Origin of the sequence: Vibrio sp. THAF190c, assembly GCF_009363355.1 — a bacterium.
Classification (GTDB): domain Bacteria; phylum Pseudomonadota; class Gammaproteobacteria; order Enterobacterales; family Vibrionaceae; genus Vibrio; species Vibrio fortis_A.
Map to the genome: position 1 here is coordinate 221,786 of NZ_CP045340.1, position 25,656 is coordinate 247,441.

General features: G+C 42.1%; 25 protein-coding genes. 10 read left to right on the top strand and 15 right to left on the bottom strand.

Translation table 11 applies throughout. From position 1 onward, the window contains the following. Positions 1 to 11 precede the first annotated feature (11 nt). Positions 12 to 383 (bottom strand): hypothetical protein, encoded by a 372-nt coding sequence (locus tag FIV04_RS23770; protein WP_152470884.1) that lies wholly within the window; start codon positions 381 to 383, stop codon positions 12 to 14. A 122-nt stretch (positions 384 to 505) separates the two neighbouring features. Between FIV04_RS23770 and FIV04_RS23780 the strand changes: the two genes are divergently transcribed. Beyond that, on the top strand, positions 506 to 1,522 hold the full coding sequence (locus tag FIV04_RS23780) for an IS110 family transposase (protein WP_152470885.1): 1,017 nt from the start codon (positions 506 to 508) through the stop codon (positions 1,520 to 1,522). A gap of 325 nt (positions 1,523 to 1,847) precedes the next feature. On the opposite strand, the gene FIV04_RS23790 is transcribed toward FIV04_RS23780, so the two are convergent. Both FIV04_RS23790 and FIV04_RS23795 read right to left on the bottom strand, forming a co-directional pair. Continuing rightward, on the bottom strand, positions 1,848 to 2,666 hold the full coding sequence (locus FIV04_RS23790; protein WP_152470887.1) for a DUF6602 domain-containing protein: 819 nt from the start codon (positions 2,664 to 2,666) through the stop codon (positions 1,848 to 1,850). Positions 2,667 to 3,093: 427 nt separating this feature from the next. Then, positions 3,094 to 3,894: an abortive infection family protein gene (locus FIV04_RS23795; protein ID WP_253895641.1), complete on the bottom strand. Its 801-nt coding sequence runs from the start codon at positions 3,892 to 3,894 to the stop codon at positions 3,094 to 3,096. Positions 3,895 to 4,199: 305 nt separating this feature from the next. Here FIV04_RS23795 and FIV04_RS23800 point away from each other — a divergent pair, with 305 nt between their 5' ends. Further along, entirely contained in the window at positions 4,200 to 8,675 is a 4,476-nt protein-coding gene (locus tag FIV04_RS23800) for an ATP-binding protein (protein WP_152470888.1), read from the top strand. Between the two features lie 204 nt (positions 8,676 to 8,879). Here FIV04_RS23800 and FIV04_RS23805 read toward each other — a convergent pair whose 3' ends face one another. Beyond that, positions 8,880 to 11,756 carry a UvrD-helicase domain-containing protein gene (locus tag FIV04_RS23805; RefSeq protein ID WP_152470889.1) on the bottom strand — a complete coding sequence of 959 codons (2,877 nt, stop codon included), beginning with the start codon at positions 11,754 to 11,756 and terminating at the stop codon, positions 8,880 to 8,882. Between the two features lie 350 nt (positions 11,757 to 12,106). Between FIV04_RS23805 and FIV04_RS23810 the strand changes: the two genes are divergently transcribed. From FIV04_RS23810 to FIV04_RS27260, 3 genes are all read left to right on the top strand, one after another. Continuing rightward, complete coding sequence (locus FIV04_RS23810; protein WP_152470890.1) at positions 12,107 to 12,775, top strand: endonuclease; 669 nt, start codon at positions 12,107 to 12,109, stop codon at positions 12,773 to 12,775. A gap of 341 nt (positions 12,776 to 13,116) precedes the next feature. Beyond that, a complete protein-coding gene (locus FIV04_RS23815) occupies positions 13,117 to 13,317 on the top strand; it encodes an ankyrin repeat domain-containing protein (RefSeq protein WP_253895644.1) in 201 nt (66 codons plus the stop codon). Between the two features lie 13 nt (positions 13,318 to 13,330). Then, entirely contained in the window at positions 13,331 to 13,792 is a 462-nt protein-coding gene (locus tag FIV04_RS27260) for a hypothetical protein (RefSeq protein ID WP_253895647.1), read from the top strand. A gap of 77 nt (positions 13,793 to 13,869) precedes the next feature. Here FIV04_RS27260 and FIV04_RS23825 read toward each other — a convergent pair whose 3' ends face one another. The 11 genes from FIV04_RS23825 to FIV04_RS23875 all read right to left on the bottom strand — a co-directional run bounded on the left by FIV04_RS23825 (position 13,870) and on the right by FIV04_RS23875 (position 20,594). Then, positions 13,870 to 14,268, bottom strand: coding sequence for an NUDIX hydrolase (locus FIV04_RS23825; protein ID WP_152470891.1), 399 nt, complete (start codon positions 14,266 to 14,268; stop codon positions 13,870 to 13,872). A gap of 45 nt (positions 14,269 to 14,313) precedes the next feature. Continuing rightward, on the bottom strand, positions 14,314 to 14,679 hold the full coding sequence (locus tag FIV04_RS23830) for a nucleotide pyrophosphohydrolase (protein ID WP_152470892.1): 366 nt from the start codon (positions 14,677 to 14,679) through the stop codon (positions 14,314 to 14,316). Between the two features lie 65 nt (positions 14,680 to 14,744). Continuing rightward, entirely contained in the window at positions 14,745 to 15,023 is a 279-nt protein-coding gene (locus FIV04_RS23835) for a hypothetical protein (protein ID WP_152470893.1), read from the bottom strand. Between the two features lie 124 nt (positions 15,024 to 15,147). After that, positions 15,148 to 15,630 carry a hypothetical protein gene (locus FIV04_RS23840; RefSeq protein WP_152470894.1) on the bottom strand — a complete coding sequence of 161 codons (483 nt, stop codon included), beginning with the start codon at positions 15,628 to 15,630 and terminating at the stop codon, positions 15,148 to 15,150. Positions 15,631 to 15,723: 93 nt separating this feature from the next. Continuing rightward, complete coding sequence (locus FIV04_RS23845) at positions 15,724 to 16,026, bottom strand: hypothetical protein (RefSeq protein ID WP_152470895.1); 303 nt, start codon at positions 16,024 to 16,026, stop codon at positions 15,724 to 15,726. A 50-nt stretch (positions 16,027 to 16,076) separates the two neighbouring features. Beyond that, a complete protein-coding gene (locus tag FIV04_RS23850; protein WP_253895650.1) occupies positions 16,077 to 16,472 on the bottom strand; it encodes a hypothetical protein in 396 nt (131 codons plus the stop codon). Between the two features lie 307 nt (positions 16,473 to 16,779). Beyond that, on the bottom strand, positions 16,780 to 17,211 hold the full coding sequence (locus FIV04_RS23855; RefSeq protein WP_152470896.1) for a hypothetical protein: 432 nt from the start codon (positions 17,209 to 17,211) through the stop codon (positions 16,780 to 16,782). A gap of 69 nt (positions 17,212 to 17,280) precedes the next feature. After that, on the bottom strand, positions 17,281 to 17,772 hold the full coding sequence (locus tag FIV04_RS23860) for a thioredoxin family protein (RefSeq protein WP_152470897.1): 492 nt from the start codon (positions 17,770 to 17,772) through the stop codon (positions 17,281 to 17,283). 279 nt (positions 17,773 to 18,051) lie between these two features. Then, positions 18,052 to 18,537: a DUF523 domain-containing protein gene (locus tag FIV04_RS23865; protein ID WP_152470898.1), complete on the bottom strand. Its 486-nt coding sequence runs from the start codon at positions 18,535 to 18,537 to the stop codon at positions 18,052 to 18,054. A 193-nt stretch (positions 18,538 to 18,730) separates the two neighbouring features. Continuing rightward, positions 18,731 to 19,372, bottom strand: coding sequence for a glutathione S-transferase family protein (locus FIV04_RS23870; protein WP_152471144.1), 642 nt, complete (start codon positions 19,370 to 19,372; stop codon positions 18,731 to 18,733). Between the two features lie 10 nt (positions 19,373 to 19,382). Further along, positions 19,383 to 20,594, bottom strand: a complete 1,212-nt coding sequence (locus FIV04_RS23875) for a YbfB/YjiJ family MFS transporter (protein WP_152470899.1) — start codon at positions 20,592 to 20,594, stop codon at positions 19,383 to 19,385. Between the two features lie 454 nt (positions 20,595 to 21,048). Between FIV04_RS23875 and FIV04_RS23880 the strand changes: the two genes are divergently transcribed. The 5 genes from FIV04_RS23880 to FIV04_RS23900 all read left to right on the top strand — a co-directional run bounded on the left by FIV04_RS23880 (position 21,049) and on the right by FIV04_RS23900 (position 25,603). Continuing rightward, on the top strand, positions 21,049 to 21,684 hold the full coding sequence (locus tag FIV04_RS23880; protein ID WP_152470900.1) for a CatB-related O-acetyltransferase: 636 nt from the start codon (positions 21,049 to 21,051) through the stop codon (positions 21,682 to 21,684). A 287-nt stretch (positions 21,685 to 21,971) separates the two neighbouring features. Beyond that, on the top strand, positions 21,972 to 22,490 hold the full coding sequence (locus tag FIV04_RS23885) for a transcriptional regulator (protein ID WP_172974319.1): 519 nt from the start codon (positions 21,972 to 21,974) through the stop codon (positions 22,488 to 22,490). Positions 22,491 to 22,599: 109 nt separating this feature from the next. Further along, complete coding sequence (locus tag FIV04_RS23890; protein ID WP_152470901.1) at positions 22,600 to 23,664, top strand: HlyD family secretion protein; 1,065 nt, start codon at positions 22,600 to 22,602, stop codon at positions 23,662 to 23,664. Between the two features lie 14 nt (positions 23,665 to 23,678). After that, positions 23,679 to 24,719, top strand: a complete 1,041-nt coding sequence (locus FIV04_RS23895; protein WP_152470902.1) for a DUF2955 domain-containing protein — start codon at positions 23,679 to 23,681, stop codon at positions 24,717 to 24,719. Then, the gene (locus FIV04_RS23900) at positions 24,716 to 25,603 is read left to right on the top strand and encodes a LysR family transcriptional regulator (protein WP_152470903.1); all 888 of its coding nucleotides are present in this window, start codon (positions 24,716 to 24,718) and stop codon (positions 25,601 to 25,603) included. The genes FIV04_RS23895 and FIV04_RS23900 overlap by 4 nt, the downstream gene beginning before the upstream one ends. The last annotated feature ends 53 nt before the right edge of the window (positions 25,604 to 25,656 follow it).

A 25,656-nucleotide genomic window follows, 5' to 3' on the forward strand; every position in this document is an offset into this window, starting at 1 on the left:
TCAATGGTTTGTTATTTTTTAATTCTACGGTTTTTAACAAGCCAAGTAGCAAAACTGACTACCACAAACGCAATGGTAGCTGCAATCATTGGATTAACAGTGAAGGTGGTATTAAGTACATCGCCCACAGTCTCAATTTCACCGGCATAATCTTGGCAGCCATTCTCGTCGTAATCTGATAACTGACCATAAAGTTTACAATCAGCTTTAACTGTATCAGCTGCAAAATATACTAAATAACTGAAAGCCCACATTGTTCCTGCTGCTGAAATATCAGTTGCAAGGCCTTTATCAGGCATCCAAGATTTTTCTGCAAACGCATAAGACAACCCGTACTCAAAAGCGAAGAAAAATAGAGTTGCAGACCAGAAAAGTACATCCATAATAAAATTAAATTCCTAAAACATAACGCCCTGTTAAGGTGATGAGATGGTCTCCCCCTACCACTTCACATGGCCGTAAGCCATGCTTGGAGTGTTCAGGTCCGAAGTAAAAGGAGAAGACCATGACTCAGCATAAAATCATCGGCATCGATTTAGCAAAAAATATCTTCTTTCTTTTTGAAATCAATCATAAAGGAAAGAACCTTTCTCGTAAAAAACTTCAACGAAGTAAGCTACTTAGCTACATCGCCAATAAAGAGCCTTGTACCATTGCTATGGAAGCATGCTCTGGTGCCCATTATTGGGCTCGTGAATTCTCTAAACTCGGACACCAAGTCCTACTTTACGCACCACAGCATGTGAAAAGCCAAAGGCGGAAACAAAAGAACGACTATAACGATGCGGAAGCTATCGCCGAAGTCGCTTTGTTCCAAAGACCTCACCCCGTCCCTCATAAGTCAGTGGAACAGCAAGACATTCAATCCCTCATCCGCATGAGACGACTGCTCGTCACTGAAAGAACTCGTTTCGTTAATCAAATTCGTGGGCTCATCTCAGAGTACGGCGTTATCATGCCCAAAGGGAAAGCCGCTTTCACAAGGGCTATACCTGAGATACTCGAAGACAATGACAACCAACTCTCTCCGATTTTAAGAGAGCTACTGAATAATCAGTATCAACGCTACCTATATATCGATGAACAAATTAAGTGGTTCGACAACAAGCTCAATCACACCATTAAACAGTTCGATAATGCCAAGCGACTCATGTCTATTCCCGGCTTTGGCCCCCTTACCAGTCAAGCCGTTGCAGTATGGCTTGGCTCTGGACAACAGTTCCGAACTGGTAGAGATGCTTCCGCTGCAATGGGGCTAGTGCCCAAACAAGAGACAAGCGGTGACAAAATTATTCTTCTTGGGATAACGAAACAAGGCAACACTTATATCCGCTCGTTACTCGTACACGGGGCGAGAGCAGCATTAAGGCGCGCTAAATTTAAATCCGATAACCTCAGTAAATGGATGCTAGAGCTTCAAGAGCGACGAGGGCCAAATCGCGCTGCAGTCGCTCTCGCTAACAAGCTCATGCGAATAGCATGGGCTGTCACCACCAAAAATGAAGAGTATCAACCCGTATAAAACAAACATCACCAACCCTTTGCAAAGTACGTAGTGAGATGAATAACAGGATAAACCCTACACGTTGAAAACCTTCTCCTCACACTGGCTTTTTAAGTCGATAAGGTGATTAGGACTTCGTGTTCGACTGCCTCATCTTGGCCAAGGCAATAGCCGCTAAAACAGGCCGTATATATGGTAGTTAACCTGCGCTTTTGATCATACTGCTGACTTGCAAAACTGGGGGAGACCATATATGTGAGCAACGCAATACCGAAGCCCCTACATACCATCTTAAACACTAAATGCAACGCATAGCAAGAATGCCAAGCATTGCGAATCATTTTTAAACATATTGTTCGCCCTCTGACTCAAAGTTCTCGACATTGCCCTCAGATAAATAAACATAACTAACTCTGTGAATTTCCTTAGTTCCTTCGATTGGAAATAATGCGCTTGATGTATGCTCACTACACGTAGCAGACAGGTGTGAAACTATATTGTTGATAAAATATGCTTGAGCTAAATCGGTCAATTGGTATGAATGCCAAATTGGCTGCTGAGTTAATTCCGAATCTACTTGGCCATTGTCCCAAAAACGTACAAACATGCTTTTACCGACACAAACACAGTTAATAGCTCGCAAAATTTCGCCATTTGAAACGTCTTGTAAAATATCCAAGATAGTTTGTCCTGGATTCCCCATCGTCGTGTTGTAAACAAACAAACCAGCCCAGCAGTCACGGTTATAACCCCTTACTTTGCTTACTTCATCCGCCAACTTACTAAGCGCATTTCGAAAATCAGTTGAGCTGTTCAAACTAGATTTTACTTCTACTATCGCGTTGGCACACTCAGGAGTTACGAAGTGAAGTTCACCACTTTTATAAAGAGTAAGATTAGATTTAGAGGTAATTAAGATGTCTAGTTGGGTTGAGCTTTTATCACTTTCTTCTTCTGCCGCTGGATAACAAACAAATCCAGTTCCTATCCTGTATATTTCCGGACTAAACTCACTAATGACTTTACGTAAAATACTCTCTTTATGTTCACCGTCAGTAGCCCAATGGTTTGAACCAATAAGGTTTCTAACTCGTCTTTCTGAAATTTTCAATTCGTCACCAATAGAACGGTGATAATCCAAAAGATCTTGCTCTATAGGCATTCCTATATTTCCTTTTTTGTTTATTTTTTGGGGGAGGGCTAAGATTCTTAATAACAGTTAGTCTCGTTTTTCACCTACCCGACTTTCGAATAGCTTAACATAAGTTGTTAAAATTAAAGAAAACATATCAAAATGGGCACTCTACCCACACATAGAAAAGTGCTGGCCTGTTACCACTTTTTAACAATGCGTGTTATCCAAGGTATGAAAATCATAGAATCATTAAAAAAACCAACTTAGAAAACTAGCCATCTACAAAACGAGACCAAAAACTCAATAAAACATGCCACTTTCTATATGCAAACAACCTTCAAACTTAATAAGCTGTATAGATATACAAGAAAAGAAAGTAAAGACGGCAAGCCAGCCATGAACTTGATATTAGGTTTTGTAGGGAAAGCTCCAGTCCGTAGTTGTAATACAGGGCTCAAAAATCTACGACTGGTTCGGGCCTGTGTGATTCTAAATGCGTCTCAACCAAGAACAAAGCCATCGCGCCTGCGAGGTTCACAGCTAACTCAGCGTGCCGTTTTTTAGGCTTCGCTGACTTAGGCTTAGCACCGTGTGCATCGCCATGTTTGTTTCTTAGTGAGCCCAAACCATTCACAACACCAGAACAACCACCGAGAATTTGCTTAAACACTTGCTCTGAATGCTGTTCAGGGGACATATTCAATTCTTTAGCTGTGGCCTTGTATAAATCAGATAGCTCGATACGGTTTTCATCCAATAACACTCCTCTATCATGAAGAATATGCTTGCACACTGATTCTATAATACTTCGCGCCATAGTTATCGCACCATCTGGATCGTGAGATTTACGCTCAAGTGCTTTTTTCCACGCTCTGTGAATGCTGTCTTCACTGAACTGGCTCAGTACTTCATCAATTGACTGATTTGCGGGGTGAGCCTGTTTACCCTCTAGAAAGTCTAGACTCGCAACAAACTGCTCATATATGTACTGCCTTCGCTCTTTGTAGGTTTCGAACTTCGGTTGTATGAATCCCCAAAACTGATCCAGGCTTCTATTTGTTTTTATAAACGATGGACATAGGCCTTTTAGGGTTGGGTGGACGATTACGTAGTCACGTAAAACCTTATAATCATTTTGGCAATTGCCATCTCCCCCCGTAGCTCTTGAGATAAGCATGCTTTGAAGGTATTCAATCTTCTCTAAATCGGTATATGCATCCAAGTAGCATTGCCTATGAACTAAGAATTGCTTCAAATCATCCTCCTGAATCGCCCTTATAGATATGCGCTTTGCTTGATATTAAATGCATTAGAGGAGTTGAGTCAAAAAAGGTCCTGTTGAAATAGTAAGAGTACTTGCTCTAAGCCAATCTGGGGGCACAAACATGACAAGGCGGTTGGACCTGAGGTTTACTCTCATTAATGAGGTGTAAGTCATTGATTAGATGTTTGAATTACGTCAACAAAGTTATCTAGTTGTTTGATATATTGTTCTCTCCTAATTGTTATCTTTAAACTGCAATTTTGCATCCTCCCAGACAGGAAAAAGGACATACAAACTTGATTGATTTTTCTTCTATAAATGCCTTCAACAAAGGGCCTAGAGAGTCCTTTGAAGATCTTATTTGTGTGCTTGCTCGTAGAGAGAATCCTAGAAATGGCCTTGAATTCCAACCGAATGATGGTTGTGGAGGTGATGGAGGTGTAGAGGCACTTTGGATTTTAAACGATGGAAGAAAAATCGGTTATCAAGCGAAGTATTTCACTTCAATTGGTGATCCACAATGGAGTCAAATGGATGAGTCGGTAGAACAAGCGTTAAAGGTACATCCTGAGCTTCAAACTTATATTTTCGCAATACCAAAAGACTTAACTCCACCTAGAGGGACAAAAGGCAAATCTCAGCGAGAAAAGTGGGATGAGCGAGTAAATAGGTGGAAAGGTTGGGCGGAAGAAAAGTCAATTGACATTGCGTTCGAGCTTTGGTCCGAAACTACCCTAAAAGAAATGCTCCTTCGTGAAGAGAATGCCGCGCTGATTAAACTTTGGTTTGGCGGAGTTGTATTGAACGATACTTGGTTCAAAGATCAAATAGATGTAGCGATGCTGGCGTTGGATGATCGCTTCAATCCTCATGATCATGTCGAAGTGTCCATTGAATCCTTGTTTGACACCATGGCTCGAGGACCAGATATTACTACACAGTTGGTTGGTGCATTCACGGCTCTTGAGAAATCATTAGTTCCTACTATACGGTTTAATTCGCCAGAACTTGAACCAGATGCCGATACACTTTTGCGAGCCAATGATGCATGGCGGGAACTAGTGGAACTGAGAGGTTCGTTCACAAACGACTTTACCAAAAAATGGGACTTTAGTTCGGCAAGCATCGTACTAGGTCGTCTTCAAAATGCTGTTAGGGCACTTGAGAGGCAATATCATTCTATTGATAAGAAATCGCTTGAGAAGGACGATAAAAGCAACTTTGAAGACATGTCTCAAAGTCTTCGAGAACTTTCCACCTCTTGCTATTCATTAAGTGAACTTTTAGGAGCACCTAATCTACGAGCTGAGAGACTACGGTGTGCCGTAGTCTATGGGCCAGCAGGAGCAGGAAAGTCCCATATCTTAGGCCAAATGGCAAAACAGCGAACTCGAGTTGGTTTACCGACAGTCCTGATGTTAGGTCAGAGCTTCTCGAAGTCAGCATTTTGGGAACAAGTCGCTGGTATTTTGGGCCTGGAAGGTAGAACCGTAGATGATGTTTTGGGAACGCTTAATGCAGCCGGAGTTCGAAAAGGACAGCGAACAATTCTGCTCTTTGACGCAATCAACGAAGGTGTTGGCGCACATTATTGGAAACAGAATTTGTCGGAAATTGTACATGCGATCGAGGAATATTCTCATTTATCGGCAGTATTTTCTTGTCGTGAAGAGTATCTTCAATATGCATTTCCAGATTCTCTTTCAGAAAAATTACCTAAATTCTATATTGGTGGATTTACTACGCCTGAAGAGCTAGAACAAGCAGCAATTCAATATCTTGATGCAAAAGGTATTGCTCGGCCTAATACACCATGGTTATCGCCAGAATTCAGTAACCCACTATTCCTAAAAAGCACCAGCGAGGCTTTGCATGCCAAAGGGCTTACTGAGTTTCCTCGCGGGCTAAATGGCATATCGAAAATTATGGCGTTGTATCTCGATGCTTTGAGTTGGCGCACTGGTATAGAAACAACAAGTTCAGGTGCACTTTCATCCTCAATAAAAAAATGTGTCGGTCTAGTGGCAAATAAGATGGCTACAGATGGTTGTGACTTCGTCGAAATTGGAGAAGCAATTACATTTGCAGAAGAGAGCTTTAAGGGCAGAACACCGCCAGAGGGAAAGACTTGGATACAAGTTTTAATAGAAACAAGTTTGTTTCGACGGGATCCGCCGCCTTATTCGGAAGACATAGATCCCTTTACCCCCCCACCGGAACTAGTACGCTTTTCGTTTCAGAGATTCCAAGACCATCTCATGGCAACTTATTTGGTTTCAAAAGTGTCAGTAGAACCGATAGGTGCCGCTTTCGATGCCGATGCGCCATTAAATTTCCTGTTTTATGATGGGCAACCAGAGGGAGGTATTCGCTATCAGTATGCGGGGTTAATTAGCGCGCTATCAACAATATATCCGGAGAAGTTCGGCGTCGAATTTGCTCATACACTACCAGACTGGGAGCAGCATTGGAAAAGAGAGCAATCACTCCAAGAAAGTTTTTCTGAGAGTTTTAAATGGAGAAGTACGGATGCATTTTCAGATCATACGCGAGAGTTACTTAATCGATTAGATGGCTACAACGTCGAGCCCCTCCGACTTCTCTTAGAGGTTTCGATGACTATTGGTCACCCCTTTAATGCTCTACGTCTTCATGAGCATCTAAAGCAATGGCAAATGCCAGAAAGAGATAGTCATTGGACACGTTGGATCAATTGGACGTCGCGAGAAGAACTCAATCAAGTTGAAAGAATTGTCTCTTGGGCGTTATCAAAGCATAGTCGAACCGCAGATCTAGAACATTTGGAGTTAGCTTCATTAGTTTTGTTATGGTCTTTATCTTCGTCTCATCAGACATTGCGAGACCGAGCGACCAAAGCACTAACAACGCTATTTTTAGTAAACTCAAACATATTTACCTTCCTACTTGAGAAGTCGCATGATTGCGATGATCCGTATGTTGTAGAGCGACTCTATGCAGCAGCCTTTGGATCTTGTTGTATCGATCAAAGCCCTGAACGTCTACATGTTTACTCACATGAAGTCTTCGCCAAAATTTTTGCAAACAAACAGCCGCCGGTAGCTCTGCTTACTAGGGACTACGCATTGGGGATTGTTGAACTTGCCAATAATAAGAGCACATTGAGTGGAGGTATTAGCCTTGAGGATTGCTATCACCCGCTAGGTTCTGAACCGCCAATATTTGGTCTGACTAAAGATGAAGTGGAACATATAGCTGAAGAAAGAGGTGGAAAAGAAATTTTTAATTCGGCTTCAAGTGAATGGGGTGATTATGGAAAATACAGTATTCCAGGCCGTGTGCGTAAATTCTTAACGGCTCCTCTTTGTGATCCAAAGCCAGTTTCGAAGAAAGAACTAAAGCGAGTTTTCTTAGAGGAAGTAATACATCCTCACCCTGAGCGAGTTGAGGCTCTAGAGGCATTTGAGAAAGCATCCAGTTCCAATTTTCACACTATATTTTTTGGCCAACCAGAGAGTGAGGTTGGCTACAAGGAAACTGAAACGCAACAGGAATCAATAGTTAATGCTCGCTACCGTTTAGAAAGCCTATTAAGTGAAAGTGAGTGTGAAAGGTTTTCGTTGGACTACCTGCACGATGAAGGTGGCTACAAGGAATTTGATGAAATTGATGTGGAACAATGCAGATTATGGGTCACTAAAAGAGCTTACGAGCTCGGTTGGAACGCTAAACTATTTCCTCGGGATGGGTATGGTACTAACAATTCTAGACATGATAATGACTTTGAAAGGATTGGAAAAAAATACCAACGTATAGCACTAGATGAATTGCAAGCTAGACTGGCAGATAACTTATGGGTGCTCCAAGGATGGCCTGAAGAGCCGAGTGTTTATCGATATAGCCACCATGATTTTAGACGAAACCTAGAACCAACTATACTGCCGTTTGAAAAGCAAGGCAGCCGCTCAGCAAGTTGGGTCGTCGAGCCGATTGTCCAGCTCCCCGAAGTTGCTGAAGAAAATTTAAAGCAGTGGCCATTTGAGGAAGATCCGACGCAGACAATAATTGAGAAGCTCTCTAGGGTTGACGAAGACCAAAAAAGCTGGAAGGTATTGTATGAGTTCAATTGTGCTAGCGAAAAATATGAAGGGCCTAGAATAGGCATGCATGGAATGCGGTATGAAGAATTTAGATTCCTTTATTGCGTATTCTTAAAAAAAGGAAGGGCGAGAAAACTAGCCGAATTCCTTAGAGAGAAGCAAAGTCTTGATGTTGATTCTTTTAAACCGAGGGAGTTTACTGATGGTCCGTACCTTCGTGAAGCATATTGGCGCAATACATGGGAATCTGAAAAGTTCTCAGAATATCTTTGGAATGGCCCTGACGACTGCATATTTGCTATACCTACGGTCAACTACCACTGGGAAAGCCATTTGGATAAATCACTCCCCGATGGCTTTTCCAATTATATGCCACAAAAATGGTTTGCCGATGAACTTGAACTGTCGATGTCTGAAGGGGAGCCAAATAAATGGCTAAATAAACATGGTGACGTTGTATTGCAAGCCCAAGAGCCTTTTGAGCATCAAACTGCAGTAGTTATTGATGAAGAAACTCTTAGTTACTATGTTGCCAAGTTTGATATCGAGCCTATCTGGGTCATGATTGCAGAACGAAACGTGTGGCCTAATGGAGATAATGATGAATCTTGTTGGCGTCGATCCGAAGGTATTGTCTGGTGCGAGGGGGGAGCCTGGCAAAAAGTCGCGTGGAACAAAGATACACAACGCTAGCCCACTCTGAAGATCAAAGCACCAATTAGTACAAATCAGTTGTAATTCAGTACGACACACTGGGGTGTAAGTAGTATTTGGGTAACAAGAAATGTAGGTACAGTGTTGGATCCTGATAGGACCACTGTATAAGACGGGCTAGCAAAATAACTTCTAGCCCTTTGTTGTTTATAACTTTCTTTGCAACAGATTGGATTTCTTTATTCAAGCGGCGTTAATCTTGTAGGAGCAATTATTCTCAATGTTTCTGCGATAAGTCGAACACCCCCAGAACGCTCCATACTTACCATTCCTTAGTTTCATCTCACTACCGCAGTTCAAACATATTGGGCGCTCATGTTCACAACTAGAATTAATGCAAACTTGATAATCGTCTTTTACTTCACGACTCATGGCACTACCGCACTTATCACAAGGCGTTTCTTTGTGCTTACAACGAGGGTAAAGCGTACAAGACATAAACTTACCGTATTGACCAATTCTAGTTTTAAGAACCCCAACTTTACAAGAGTGACAAACCGTTTTATCCACATTTAGTTGCGTCAAGGAAACATCAAACTCATCCATCTCTACAGGATAATCGCTCTTGATAAGCTCCGTAACAAAGTCGCTTGCGTCGGTCATGTCCGCAAGTAAATATGCTTTATGTTTTGCTCGAGTTAGAGCTACATAGAATAGTCGCCGCTCTTCTGCGTGTTCAAACGTATCCCCTTGAGGTAGTAGTGCATTAATAAGCGTAGGGGGTTGCTTCTCAGAGGGAAAACCGTGTTTTCCCGTTGTTAGCCCCATAACTACAACGTAGTCCGCCTCTTTACCTTTAGATGCATGAAACGACTGATTCTCAATGTCTAACATATGGTAACGCTGTCTGAGCCACTGTAGATAGTTTGGATCTGGCGTTTGATACCAAAATCTTGCCAATAAGTAGACTTTGTTTTTATTAGGCGCGTTGGACTCGTTTACGTGGTTTGTAATAGACATTAACGCCTTATCCAATGCTGTTAGCCCTTGCTCTTCGATTCCCTGTCGAATGATGCTTACTGCAGGCTTCTCAACCTGAACTAAAGACTTAATCTCTTTTTTTAGCTGAACAGGGTTTTTCGTAACAAAGCGCGTTGCCACATCTCCGATAGAGCTATTAAACCTGAACGTCATATCAAGCGTCGTTTTAGACGTTGCACCGAAGTAAGATTCAAAGTCTGTCGTTAAGCGAACATCAGCACCACTAAAGCGATAGATTGCCTGCCAGTCATCACCAACGCAAAACAGCGAAGAGTTTTCTTTATTGTCTCGAAGAGCCTTTACAAGCCTAGCTCTAGGCTCGGAGATATCTTGAAACTCATCAACCAGTATGTAACTCCAAGGCGACTCGAATTGACCTGTTTCCACATACAACAGAGCTTTTGAAATCATGTCGTTAAAATCAATCACTCCTTCTGCCCCAAGGTAATCTTGGTAGCGCTGGTACAGTGGCATAAGCAGCTCCAACGCTTTAGCTGTTTGCTTGGGGTCTAGAGAGTTTTTTATTATTTTTTGAATACCAGCATCATCAAGACAAGCAGCTTTATACAAATCAACTAGCGAACCTAAAAGACGGGCTAATTCTGTTACTTGGCCTGATTGTTCTAAACTATCGAGCAATTCATTATCGGGCAGTGGGTTTGTATTCACCTCACGAACGATGAGCTCGCGCTCCAAGATTCCTAACATCGAGCGGTTACGGTGTTGATGATAATACAGTTCAACATACCCTGTTCCATACTTGGAATGTGTGTCTCTCTTCCACGCGATACCTTGTTGGTATCTCTCTTTATCGATATAAGGTGGAGGGTTGCCATTTTCGTCCGTACCATAATACTCAATATAAATATCATGATCTGGTAAGTAGAAGTCAGGTTCGTACTGTCGGTACTGTTCCGTGGCGACATCGATTCGATATTTAGCTTCATATTGGTAATTAATGCCTTTTCTATAAAGCCAATTAGCAATCACCATTTCACCAAAACTTTTTACCTGTTCACCTTTCAACGTACGAATATCGTTATCATTGAGGTACTTAAAATATTCGCCTTGAGTTTTGAACTCAAATGGATCTTTGTCTACAAAATAATACGCACTGAAATAGTCCAGTAACGCTTTCTTATAGCCAACATTTTGCATCAGAGAAGCAATAGCATCATTCATCCACTTCACTTTTGCTCGTACGTCACCTTCCAAGCGCGATAAGCTCGGCGCTTTACCTTCAACTTGTGAAATAATCTTCACACCTAGGCTATGAAACGTGCTCGCTTTAACATCTTCAAATCCCAGTTTCTCCCTAATGCGCTCATCCATCTCTTCTGCGGCTATTCGCCCATACGCGAGCATCAAAATATCACTTGGTTGTGCTTGTCCGCTTTTCACTAGATAGCCTGTTTTACCAACCATGACACTAGTTTTACCCGTGCCAGCGCCAGCTAAAAGAAGGTTATTATCGTTGTCGGTAATACAAGCCACTCTTTGTTTAACGGTGAGCGGGTTAGATTCCACGTTACTAAAGAATGAATCAAAGGCATTAAGCTCGCGCTCCACATAATCCTTTCTGATACGCTCAACATCAGCCACTTTCCAATTAACAATACGACTAAGTTGAGCTGCTGTATTTTTTGCGAAATCAGATAAACCAGAAGCTTTGCCCCAACCTCGCCAACGCTCGTATTCTATGTTGGCAAGGCCCTGTATGTTCCGTACTGATGAATCGCGAAGAAATCCAGATTGGCATTGGTGTTCTACTAGGCGTAAAAACTCAGTTATCTGCTGTGCGTTCTTATTAGCCCACTGAGGGAAGAAATGGTGTGGATATCTAAAAGGGAGTACATAGCTCAACATAGAGAAGTTGTGTCGCTTACCGCCAACACTAAAGCTTAAGTAACCACCAGAGATCGTCGTTTTCAGACTTGGGGCACTATCCAAATCTTCCCATTTGAAGCGACTGAGTTCATTGTTTTGATTGGTGCTAATACCTACTTCACTGATCTCTACAACTAGCTGCCGCTTAAACAGTCGAGCAATAGGGTTTGTAGTAAGCGTCCACTTAGTCATTTTACGTCACCGCCTCACAGTGTGGTATACCTAATAAAGTGACATAGTTTAACTCACTAGCGAAGTGTTAGTACTTGAGCTTTGTTAAGATTTACTCTCGATAAAGTGAGAAATCTGGCAGTAGCAAATTAAATTGAACCAGGATAGCAATATGCTCAAGAGTTACACCACAGAACTTGACATCATGGTATCTCACTTTTAATGGAAGTTTTTACTTGTTTCGCCTTCGATTACCCACGTAAATTTAATCTCTGCTTCATGAGTTTAGTAATGAAATTATCATAACTCTGAAGGCTGTATAATAATATTTATATTTAAGCCGAATTATATAAAACAAGGAATTTTAAGGTATGAAAGCTAAAGTAATAACTCTATTTCTCTTCACCTTTTCCATTAAAGCAGAGCAAATGGTTATACCTGATTATGACTCTGCACGAGATTATTGGTTTTGGAATAAGTTATATACATATGGTGGCTCCGGTCTCTATTGTTCCATCCCTTTTGACAATAAAGGGATATATATCAATTCTAATGGCAAAGCAAAGAAAATGACATTAGAACATGTATATTCGGCAGATTGGATCGCGGATCACCATGGATGTGATAATAGAGATACATGTGAGGCTGAATCTTATAAAAGGGCGGAGGCCGATCTACATAATCTTTGGGCTACTCATGGTGGTGTTAACTCCTCCCGAAGTAATTATCCATTTAGCGAGATACCTGATGAGATTTCAGAGAATAGATACGTTACCAAGGGCTGTGCCGATTTTGAGAGATTATATGGGGTAAGCAAAGAGGAGATATTCGTAGAGCCACAGGATGTTGTTAAAGGTCGCATAGCAAGATCTATGCTATATATGAACTCTGAATACGGTTTGTCTTTAAGAGGCATGGAAAAATTAATGTTACGCTGGCATATAGAGCACCCTGTCGATAGTGAAGAGCTGTGGAGAAACTATGCTATATATAAACTACAAGGAACTTATAATCCTTGGATTAGTAAAATAGATTTATAGCTATATTGATCAGTAGCCCTTATGAACAACATCAACATCGTGTTTTGTTCGGCATCACTTGTAACACAGAGTGATGCATAGCCAAACACTAGATACGATGATTAATTGCAGAGTAGTAGAATTTGATAGCGAGAATAGCTGATTATGTAGGGACTCTATTACAACACGACCATTGTTAAAAGCGTATGGCATCGTTTGTTTTCAATTGAGAACTTTTGTGTATTTGGTTGTAATTCTCAATGTTTTGATACCATTTATCGAAAATTAGTCAACATGTCGGTACCTTATGATTTATAAAGGTTCGCGCCATATTCTCATATAAGTAATGTGTAAGGGTGTGCGTGAATGCGGTCGGTCCAAGAAACGGCTACACGCCTTTGCACGATGCAGTGTGGGGTAACAACCTTCCAGCATTGAAAATCTTAGTGGCGCATGGCGGTGATATAACGATTGAAGGTTTGGATGGCAATACGCCACTTGAGAAGGCCATCGACGAGAATAAATCCGATATCGTTGCTTATCTGAAGAGTATTGAGAAGTAGGTTGGTGATGACAATGGAATGTAAAACGTCAGAATATGACCGGCTCATCCAACATTTTAGTGAGCGCAAGTTTACCAAGAATGACATCAAGAGCTTTGTTCATCGTGTATTTTCTATGTATGAACGAGCGACAGTCGGTAAAGACCGCGTGCCCGCTGAAGCTTTTGCGCTACTCGTTGATGAGCATGTCAATGTTGATTTTCCTGATTACAAAATCTGTTCTCGTCAGGAGTTTTTAGAGTGGCACCGCTGGATTCATGAACGATTGCTGTCGGATGATCATGACATCAAAAGCATCGAGGTTTCTTACCTGGCTAATGGTAAATACAAAGCTTGCTTTGACGTTCGCTGGAGAGGAGCCTTTAAAGATGGTTCTTTTACAGATGTGCTTGTTGAGCAGCAATGGATCATGTACGAAACCGATGAATACACTCACCCGATCATCGAACATTACACCGCAGTTGTTAAAGATTGATGATGTATTACTCCACCACGTTCAGTGAATAAGTGGCTAGAAACCTTAATGATCTTTTAGTATTCCTAATAGAACCATTAAACCCATAGAAATGCATTAATGCGCTCAAACTCTTTTAACGCTATGGCATCAGCTGCTATTTCAACGGTGGCTGACTCCAAAGCATGCCACCCAATACCTTCTGCTTCATGGGCTTGAATCTCACCATCCCAGTTAGCGACGATAAAATAGTGTATGAGCTGCAGTTCTTGTGTGGGGTGGTAGAGCGAGCATAAATATTGGTAGTTGACCGGCGTGACATCAAGTTCCTCTTTCACTTCTCGCATCAAAGCTTGCACTTGGGTCTCGCCATCTTCGATATGGCCTCCGGGAATAGTGATTAAGCCCGGATCGGTCTCTTTGTCCTTTCTTCGTTTCTCTAACAGTATTTTGTTCCCATCTAACATAATGAAAGAGATACATTCGTGGGTTTTCAAAGTCACAATTCCTTCTGGGTGTTAACGTAATTTTCGGAGCAGTTGCTAAGTTATGACGTGCTGTTCTTGATCATCTCTAAGCAACTCAAGGATGACCTCATCTGGAGTGGCTACTCGAGTTAGTAAGTGGGTTATATCAGGGTCTTCAATCACTTCTAACGCGTAAACGAATTTTCCAAGGCCTAGGGCATAGCCAATGTCCATAGCGACGCTCTTACCTACGTAACCATCAAAGTTAAGGATGTAAGTAATGTCTGCCTCTCGAATACGCTGTAAACAACCGTCAATACCATTACTTTGGAGAGGGTCAGAGATAGTTGTTTTAATACCAGCATCAGCCAATATTTTATGGATAGCTTGCATCTTCTCTAGGTTTTTAAAGCTGCCAGCGATATAGATGGATTTGCTCATTTTATTTCTCTCACTCGTAAAACGCCTTTATCGGAGTAATAACGTTTTGGTTTGTTTTATAGCAGTTAAGCTCTATTTCTGCGCTTGGCTTCTTTTTGATATGAAGATTCGGAGTACAGCCAAATTCCCCAAAACGCAAAGAACATACCGATCGTATAGAAGATGTAGTTAGGCGCATTCTCAGAGAGGAACTGGCTAAGACTGTGAGCGTCTGAAGATGGGTAAAACAGCGCCACATTCAAGGCGGAATATACGAAACCTGCTGTCAAAGTCGATTGTAACAACCACTTTAAGCATCCTTTCTCTCGCAACTTTCCCCAACTATCAAACTTTTTACTGTTCACTTTTTAGTTCCTTTGGTGATTTTTACTTCTAAAACGCAAAACCATGCGAGTTAAAATGCCATGCGCACTGAATCTTTTGAATGAAGTTATTTATAGCTTAATCCAGCGCTGTCGCAAGCTCCGTTCATTGAGAGTATTGAAGTGTCGAAAAATAATCAGAGAACACTTGGAAATTTGTCACAAGGTATCCATCCCCGTTTGGAATTGTCGAGAGCTTGATTAACCCTTGGCCGTTCTCAAAAGTTGCTTGCACTTCATAATTAGAGAACTGATATTGCCCATCAGATGTTGATAGCGTTGACTTAGAAGATATCCACTTTGGGTCTTCAATTGCTTTTATTGGCCCTAATGTACTGATCAAATTGATGAATTTGTCACCCTCACTCGTCTCCAAATTCGCTATAACTTGAGGATGAAGAAACCCTTTGAACTCACTTAAATCGTTAGTATCAAAGCTAAGCACGACCTTCTTTATGTATGTCTGAGCAATGACATCTTGCTCTGCGGATTTGCCCATTCCGTAGAATGCCAAAATCCCCATACCAACTGCGCCAATCACTAAAGTGATGAACAATGCCGTTAGCACTTTAGCTAAAATCTTTATCATGAACATTCCTTTTCATGTTGTTGTTTTATGTCTGATTAGAGAGTGAGCAATACCAACTAAGGTAATGAAACGTTATTTAGCCCTGTTATGTCACTAACGCGCCCCACCTTGTAATTGGGATGCCAGAAGCAAAAGCACATGGATAAGAATAAAGAATCGTACGTCCTTTCTTTTTGCCAGTAGTTTCTTGTTGCCAAGGTTTTCACATTCTTTTCCAAAAATGATCGGAAAATAGAAAATGACCATTCCCAAATAGAAAACTCCTGGATTAGGAGCTCCCCAACGTTCCCAGTGATGGAATTCGTCATCAACCCAAGTTTCATAGAATTGTCTCGTCGATGAAATTAAGGGGAAGAAAGACAACAAATATAGGCATAAAATGGTGGTCGAAATCATGAGGTTCCTTTTTATATAAGACTAGTTTGAGGTCTCAGTCCATTAGCTTATTACTTACATCTGTCATGGGTGATCTGAACGTTTGTTATTGGTTTAGTCCCATTAGCGGTAACGTCAATCGAAATCCACTTACCTTCTGCTAGCCAAGATCTTAATCCCACGCTACTACATATTTTTTTAGGTAACGATTTCTGAGAGTTTCGGGCCATCATAGCCTTGCTCTTATCATTTAGGTCTACGTTCGAAATATTAACCCATAGAGCAATGATATTGTCTTCGATTCTTAAGGATCTAACTCTTACTTTCTTATCCTCTTCAAACAAAAGTTCTTGGAATTGCGTCTTCAGTTCTTCTATCTGTTGCTTTTCTTTATAGCGTGGGTAGTACTCATTACCGACTATGATGACAGGTAATAAGAATAATAAAATCAATCTCAAATTACGCATTTATACCTCATGCTTGTACCGCCTAGTTGAGTAGCTGACGGTATTACTACTTAGCTAAACAATTGATAATGCCAAGCGCTGTGAATCTTGTTTAGGTCTCGTGATGTTAATGGTATTGAAGAGCTTTTCTTTTGAATATCTCTACTAATCCGGGCTCATGTATTTGTATACGTCAGGTATACCTAAGCAAATGACGCGTTGTTTGTCTGATTGCGAAAGTTCTTTATAAGTTAACTGTTATGGGATTGTTCCATAACAAAGATAATATCGTCCCACTCAACACCTTCACATTCCAGAACTACTGATTTTACTCAAACAACTGTACAAATAGCGTTGAATCCCAAGCAGAAACAACGGGTGAGTCTGATACGACGGCCTTACTAAAACCGTATTTTTTACTCTGAGTAACGAAAGCAATTGGTTCACTTCTGTATAATAAAGCGACCGAGTTACCATCAGTAGACCATAGGAAGCTAAAATCTTGCTCTGATGCTTTTTCAATAATGGCGATTTTAGAAACTTGGCCTTTATGTAATGTAGGTGGTTCACCAACCACTACTTTTTGTCTCCAAGCTTTCTGTGAAAGAGGTTCGTACTGTATGTATGCTACTGCGTCTCGTATCGGTTCTTGAGACTTTGGCTTCGTTAAGTAGAGGACTCCAGATAGGTTAAACTCATCGAGAACTGCATACCGCTCGGACACTTCATTGTATGAGTTTAAAAACAAACCTTCAGGCATAGCTGCTCCTGGAAATGAAGTCAAAATGAGAAAGATTATCTTATGTATACGTTTGCGAAAACTCATAGGTTACTCTTTGACACTGTTGTTATAATCGGACCATCGTTCAATAAATTGATTAAACTCACTAACAGAATATCCTCCCCACATGCTTTCTAAGCTACCAGTATCTTTTTTTCCTACAATTTCACGTTCTACGTTAATCATCACGAAAAACGGGTAACCCTGAAGTTCGGGAAGATAACTTAAAAACTCATCGTTGTAGTTTTCTTCACTGACATTGACTTTCATTGTTGTAAAAGTTTCATCCCAACGTTCTCGTACAGAGTCTTCCTTTTTCATAAAGGAGCTTAATTTATGACACCATACGCACCAGTCACCGCCAAGAATCAAGAGTACAGTTGTATTGTTTTTTTGGGCATCTTTAACAGCCAACTCGAAATCAGAAAACGGATCTCTTTCAGGAGAATATCCTTGATTGTATGGCTGTTCACTAAATGAGAATGCGTTACAGCTAAAAGCAGCAAGAAGAAGGCAAATTATTTTTTTATACGTTTTCATTATTATTCTAAATTATTCAACTCTATGTGGAGAAGGTTTATTGGCTCATGTCCATTTGGGATAGATGGGCTATAAAAGCAGCTTTGGGAGTATGCTTGATTGTTCTAGGAATCTTACTGATTTTTGTTTATAAAAAACAATAGATTATAGAAGAAATTTGATGTGTGAATGAAAAGAAAGGAGGGTATTGTTCATTTCAATGATTCAGTAAAGGAAGTCTTAACCCGAAGGGTATACGTTAGAATCAAGAGTTAGGAATCGTTATTACACAATTGGATATCAGTATTTGCCAAGCATAGTACGAAGGTCGGCTATCGTATGCTGACTGAACACCCTGATGCCATTCTCCTCTAGCAAAGTAGCGGTGACTCCTGAACCATAGATTTTGGTTCCGCTAAAGGTACCGTCGTAAATATTAGAACTACCGCAGGATGGACTGCCTTCTGCTAATATTGCGTACTTGATTTGCTGCTTTTGACACAGCTTCAAGGCGTTCTCTGCACCAGCTACAAACTGAGCGGTAACATCGACGCTGTCGTCGCCGACAACGCTCGCCAAGCCATCTAGTACATCAATACCTTGTCCTGCCATGATTTCAGCTGGTGGTCTGGGTGTTGGAAGTCCCGCCGATACTTCTGGGCAAAAAATCACAATCTCTAGGTTTGATATAAGCCATTTCAAATCAGCTTCAGGTATGGACAAGCAACTAGTGTTGTATCGAACTTTGTTCCCCATTAAACATGAACTGACTAAAACTTTTTCCACTCAGAACTCCTCACAGACGTTACCGAAGACTATTTGAGTCGCTTTAATCAACGAACGGAAACAACAACTCTTATAGTTTTTATCCTTATTTGACACAATCATACTAATATTTCCTGAACATAAACAAATAGTTGTGTCTTGTTTATGATGGGAGGAATGAGAGGTTGTGAATCGCGAACACAAGACGCGTGCGTTATGAGTTTATTAGCGACTCGAAACTTGGTTGTGTCGATAGAGTTTCGAGGTCAATAGCATTGAGTACACCAGCGAAAGGTGAGTGCTGCATAAACTCTGCAATGTTATTGTTCTCAACGGCGTTGAAGATGGCGCTATGACGGAACTGAACGTAATCCAGTGCGACGTGAAGGTATAAATTGGCGAGATTGGGTTGCAGATAGGATTTGATACCTTCGACGCTTAGTTGTTGGTTTAACTTTTCCAAGGCCACTGAGATACCTTTCTCGCCGCGTGCAATTAACTCGTTCGGCTCGTCGGTATAGCGCTTTAATGCTGCACTTCTAAACGCAATCTCCATCAGTGTTTTTGCAAAGCCTAACTGACTGACCTGATCAACGCTTTGATATTCTATAGATGTTAGCTCTTCAGACTGGCTGACTTCGATTAGATGCTGGCAAATACATAGGCTCTCGGAAAGGGTGATACCTTCTTTGGTGACTAATGTTGGGATCAAACAAAGCGGGTTTGCGTCTACCAGCTCTGCAGGGGATGCCCAAGGGTCGACCCATTCGAGGGATAAAGAAGAGCTTTTCGTGAGGAGAGCTGTCGCGACTACAGCACGCGAGAATGGGGATGTGTCATTGAGATAGAGTTTCATCATTAGTCCTTTAATGGCGATTTTTGATTGGGGATGGTGATTCGACTTGAGCCCGTGTAGACGTGAGCGAAATACAAAGCGCAGCAATGATTAGTGCTAACGTAGACACTAAAAACAGCTGAGCGTAGGTTGCGCCTTGGCTTAACAAATAGGCCATTAAGAAGCCTCCGACGCCTTGTGACAGTGCAAAAGAGAGTGTCATTAACCCCCAAGCTTTAGTGTGCAGCTCATATCCGACGCACTCCAATGTATAAGTCGAAACAAGCATCACAGTGACTGGCGTGAACATTCCGACTAAAATCGATGATATAAACAGAGCGCTAGGGTGGATGCTGATTAACGGAAATCCAACGCCAATTGCCTTGAACAAAAAAGCGATACACAGGGTGAGTTTTATTCCTTGTTTGTCTGCGAACATGCCAATCAACATAGGGCCGACAGCGGCTCCTACCCCAAATGCAGCCCAGAAAAATCCTCCCGCGCCAAAGGGCATTCCTATATCTCTTACGATGTAGTCGACCCAAAACAAAGTATGGGGGAGGTAGCCAATGGCATCGAACGTGTAGGCGATAAAAACGAACAACACGCAATGGCGCTGAGACGTGCTTAATTGAGAGAAGGACGCTTTGATGTAGCTCGCGCTTGAAGAAGAGGGTGCTGTTTCCCAAGCATTCCAACTTAATAGTGTCGCTAGGAGAGTAATGACCCCCATGCCGAGCCAAGTAGACGTGACGTTGGCACTAATTAGTATTGGAATCAAAGTGCCTGACAACATGGCGCCAATCCCGAGGCCAGAGAAGACCACGCTACTGGTTCGACTTTTGGTTTGTGGCGAGACTTTCCTTAGGATCATTGGTGGCGCGAGAATCATTAACAGCGCACCCATTGTGCCTGCCAAGGTTCTCCATATGTAAAACCAAGTAATAGGGGCTTGTTCAAAAGCACAAGCGAAGTAGCTCAAAGTACTAATGACCATCGCTGTTCGCACAAGGTGACCTGAACTAAAAAATCGGAGTAGGTAGCTGGCTAACGGTGCACCTAGAAGGTAACCAATAAGAGTGGAAACGCCCAAGTAGGCCGCTTGATCTTGATTGAACCATCCATGCTGTATTAATGCGGGCATTAAAGCGATATACGCGAATCGACCGATACCGACGCCGACCAAAGTGGCCGCGAGCCCAGCTAGGCTATTACGATTTATGAAATGGGCATTGTCCGTCATTCTTGCTCGATACTTTGATGCATGGGGTTAGATTGTGACAGCAACCCTAACACAGTGCAGTTGGGCTTTAGTGGCAAGGAGTGACGCCCTGAGTGACGTTAGTCTTCTGATTCAGTGCTGTGATTGTTTGATTTCAACGCTAAGCTGACGACGATTGTTAAGAGCCAACATAACCCTATGTTTAAATTGATAATTGAATGTCAGATATTCCTATTAGACTAAAGTCTAACAATATAAGTTGAAATAGAGTGCTGATCTGAGGCTAGAGCAGCTTATTTGCGAACTAAGGTTCCGTGATTAAGGTCTTGGTTGCACTGTGATACTATCGCCGTTCCTCCATTGATAGAGCTTTCACATGCTACTTAATCCTTTGCTAAAGCAACCACGCATCCACTGACGTATTCGTTGTTTGAAAATTAGTATTTTTAAATCAACACGAATTTAAGGTGAAATAATGGATAAGAAGCATTGGTCTAAAGTGCAGTATTTGCACGAGGTAAATACCAATCCCAACATAACCATCAAGGGTACGCACAGTTATTACAGCGATTGCTGGGATAACGGGTTTGAGTCATCGGTTGTGCGTTACTTGCATGGCGATGAAATTAGCCGTGAGTGGGAGCCTCGTTGGGAAATCGACAAGCTACATATTGGCGACTACGTCTGTATTGGTGCGGAAGTTGTCATCTTAATGGGGGGCAACCACACACATAGAGTGGACTGGTTCTGTCTGTACCCGTTTATGGATTACATTGAAGAGTCTTATGTCGGTAAAGGCGATACGCACATTGGAGATGGGGCATGGCTTGGTATGAGAGCGATGATCATGCCTGGTGTCACGATTGGTGAGGGCGCGGTGGTGGCTGCCAATAGTGTGGTAACTAAAGATGTCGCGCCATACAGCATCGTTGCTGGCTCTCCCGCCAAGCAAATCAAATATCGTTTTGAACCATCCATAGTCGAAGAGCTTGTGGCTTTGAACATCTATGAATGGCCTGAAGATAAGTTCAACGCGCTAAAAAGGTATCTGTGTGCCGACGATATCCATCAGCTAAAACAAGCAATTCAAGATTTCGATCAGAACCACTAACGATGATGAGCGGCACTTATGGTAAGTGCCGTTTCTCTGCCCCCACTACCTTTCAAAAACCATCCACCTTGTCCTAATTTTAAAACATATGCGTCGTAGTTATGTATGTGCCAGATCTTCGCAAGTTGAAATAGAATCCATGAATATTTAAATCGGAGATAACCGAAACTATCACAAACGAAGTAAGGTTGAACGGACAGGTATTGTCCTATTTTTGTAGTTGAAAATGAAAATGCTAGGAAGCACGTAAGTAACTTTAGTTTGGCTTGTGATCTTGGATGGACAGTATGGCAACGACAAAATACAAGATTGGAAACCAATTCATTTACCACCCCAAGAAAAATACCCTTACCCCTATCGATGACCAAGGTTCAGTGATCATCTTAGGTGCCAATGAAGGGCGTCTTCTGAATTTACTGATATCAAACCGAGGTGCTGTCGCTCGTGACGAGTTGATTACCACGCTATGGAATGACAGAGAAATATTCGTAGATAATTCCAGTTTAACCCAGTGTGTATCAACCTTAAGAAAAGCACTAGACGATTCGAGCAAAGAACCGCAGTTCATCAAAACTGTACCTAAGTTAGGCTATGAATTCATAGCAGAGGTCGAATTGATCGGGGGCAAGAAGAAAACGCTACCGAAGGAAAATCGTCAATCTTTGATACACGAATTAAGCAGTTCGGAAGGTCAAATCGTTGGCTTATCACGTCCTCATCTGTTGCTACTTAACTCACTGCTTGTCAGATTAGAGGTGTTTCTTGTCATTATCGCAGTGACATTGTGTTGGAACTACGCTTTGTAACTTGAGATTCTCATTGTCCTAAAAATGTGACATATACGACTGAGTTATCGTTATACTGTCGCGCGGTTTGTTTTTTTATACTCTCCCTGTTTTTTATTGGAGGTATACCGTGAACGCAGATAAACAATTCAAAGTATGGATGAGAACATTAATTGTCCTATTTATCGCTATTTTTGCTTACATCATTACTGCCGACCGTTACGCCCCAATTACCACCGAAGGGCGTGTTCAAGGTTATGTCATTCAAGTTGCACCTGAAGTCACTGGCAAAGTGATTGATGTCTTTGTCGAGAACAATCAATTGGTACAAAAAGGCACGCCGTTATTTAAGATCGATGATCGAAAATACAAGATTGCGTTAGAAGAAGCGCTATTGGCTTTGCAGCTTGCGCAAGAGAATGAAGAGACGCTTTACGCAAACCGAGCGGCAGCGATCTCCAACATTAAACGTGCAGAGGCGAGCCACGATAACGCAGACCGTGAGTATCAACGTTTACTGAAACTCTCCAAGCGCAAAGTGATTTCCCAATCGCAAGTGGATAACGCAGAAGCTCAGTTTAAAATCACCTTGTCGACGCTGAACGCCGAGCGCCAAAAGCTTAAGGTGATTGATACGCAATTAGGTCAAGTGAAAGGGCAAAGCACACCTGTGTTAACGGCTCAGAACCGATTACGCCGTGCGGAATTGGATCTGTCGAACACCGTTGTAAAAGCACTGAGTGACGGCGTTGTTACCAACCTTCAATTAGAAGAAGGCGTGATGGCGAATCCCGGTTCTCCTTTGATGACCTTTGTCTCTTCAGGCTCTCTTCGTCTTGCTGCTGATTTTCGTGAGAAATCTGTCGCTAATGTGGACAAGCAATATCAATCTCTTGTGACGTTTGATGCTTACCCAGGTGATGTATTCGAATTCACTGTGGCGAGCAAAGATTACGGCGTTTCTGCAGGGCAACAGCAACCTAATGGTTCATTGACGACAGTGGAAAGCAACAACCGTTGGGTACGTGACGCTCAGAGAACCCGAATCAACCTATCGTCGAGTACGCAACTTCCTCAAGCGCTCTTTATTGGGTCCCGTGCAACCGTTGTTCTTTACCCTAGCGATAGTTCATTTTGGTCAATGATGGCACGAGTCCAAATTCGCTTAGCCAGTTGGTTCCACTTTATTTACTAAGCAAGGTGGCCTTGATGAAGTCATTACGAATATGGTTTGGGTGCTCACTTGGCTTGGGGTTGAGCATCCTATTTGATTGGTCTTACGGTTTTTTCGCCGTCATGATGCCCTTGTTTATTTTGGGAAAAATGGAGAAGTTCAATCTAGCGGCACATGTGCTGGTTCTGATCTCTGCGCTTTGGGCGACGATTGTTCCCACTTTACTTGTCGACACTTTTCAAAGCCACCCTGTGTTGCTGACGGTCTCAGTCGGGATAGTGATGCTTATTAACTGTATTGCGATGATGAAGCAGTCGACGTACTTGTTTGGGTTCATTGGACTGTTTGTTGGCTCGATTGTTCTCAGTTTTGCGAGCTATGACTTTATCGATATTGAAGACTTCAATGTGAACTTGTGGGTAGTGTCGCTCTCGAATATTGCGGTCTGTGCATTGTCCTATTTTTTGTTTCCGAGCGATGACTCTATTCAAACAGAACAGGTTGAAACGCCGATTAAACAAGATTTAGATTACATTGCTCAAGTTGCGCTTGGCTGGTGTGTGTCGATGACCGCGTTTGTGGTTTTCCAAGTCTCCGATCTGTACGACTCTTTATCGGCTCTGGCATCAATAGTCATCATCCTTACACCGATGACGTTAGCAGGTGCAATGGGAGTAGCGAAGATCCGTATTATTGGCACAGCGCTAGGGTGTATCGCGGGGGCCACAATTCAAATCTTGTTGGGTCATTGGTTCAGTAACGGACTGCTATTTTGGTTATCTATCACTATTGCTATGGGGCTGTTCTGTCACTGGCAAACCAAAGGGCTAATTAAGGGAGCGTTAGGGTTCTCTGCGATGTCCGCTCTTACCGTCCCTTTGACGACAACCCTTATCCCCGAAAAGCAAGATGCGTTCTTTTCTATACTCTATAGATTCAGTTCAATCTTTGTTTCAGTGGCATTGACAGTAATGGTGATTTGGATATTGCATCACTGGATTCGTATCTATTTATTGAATCATCGCCAAAACTATCGTCAGTCGGTAGGTAAAGATGTTGCGACGAGGGTATCATGAAAGTAGAAGACTTAGACCTATTTACCATGGTTGTGCGCTTGGGTGGGTTTACGGCCGCCGCTAATGCGCTCGATTTACCACGCAGCAACGTGAGCCGACGAATTAATAAACTGGAGGAGGAGCTCAATGCGCAGCTCTTTTTTCGAACCACTCGTCAGTTGTCATTAACTCGTTATGGGCAATCCTATTTTGACGAAGTCGTTAAAGCGCTAGAAGCTCTTGAACGTGCTAAGCACATCACGACACAAATAGCGGAAGCGCCTAAAGGCTGCGTTAAGGTGGGCTTACTGCCGGAAACCGATGAGGCCATTTCACCGATACTCTTTTCCTTCTTAGATATGTATCCAGATATCGAGTTGGATATTCGGAGTATTAATAATGGATTCGTAGATACCTACCAACAGAATTTGGATGTAGCGTTCCATGCCGGGGAGATCATCGATTCTAATTTGGTGGCGAGGCAACTGAGCAATCTAAATGGCACCATTGTCGCCTCTCCCGAGTATGTGAACCAGCACGGGTATGTGAATCATCCTAATGAGCTGCTCGATAACAACTGTATCTGCTTTCGCTGGCCAAATGGTCAGGTGGACGATTGCTGGCGAATAGAGGAGCAGGACTATCACGTGAGTGGCAACATCACCAGCAACAGTATCGGTTTAATTAAAAGAGCGGTATTGGAATCAAAGGGTATCGGTTTTTTACCTAATTTGCTGATCAACAATGAAATTAAAGAGGGCGAGCTGCTTACGTTAATGCCTGATTTTGATAGCCCATACCAGAATCAAAAGATCTGGCTTTTGTACCCTGAGACTAAGGGAATCAGTCGTGCGACACGTTTGTTGATTGAGTATCTCGCGAAGGAAGTGCCAAGAATATCTTAATTGTCCTGACTTTTAGGACATAGATTTTCCAAATGACCTAATTATCAATATTC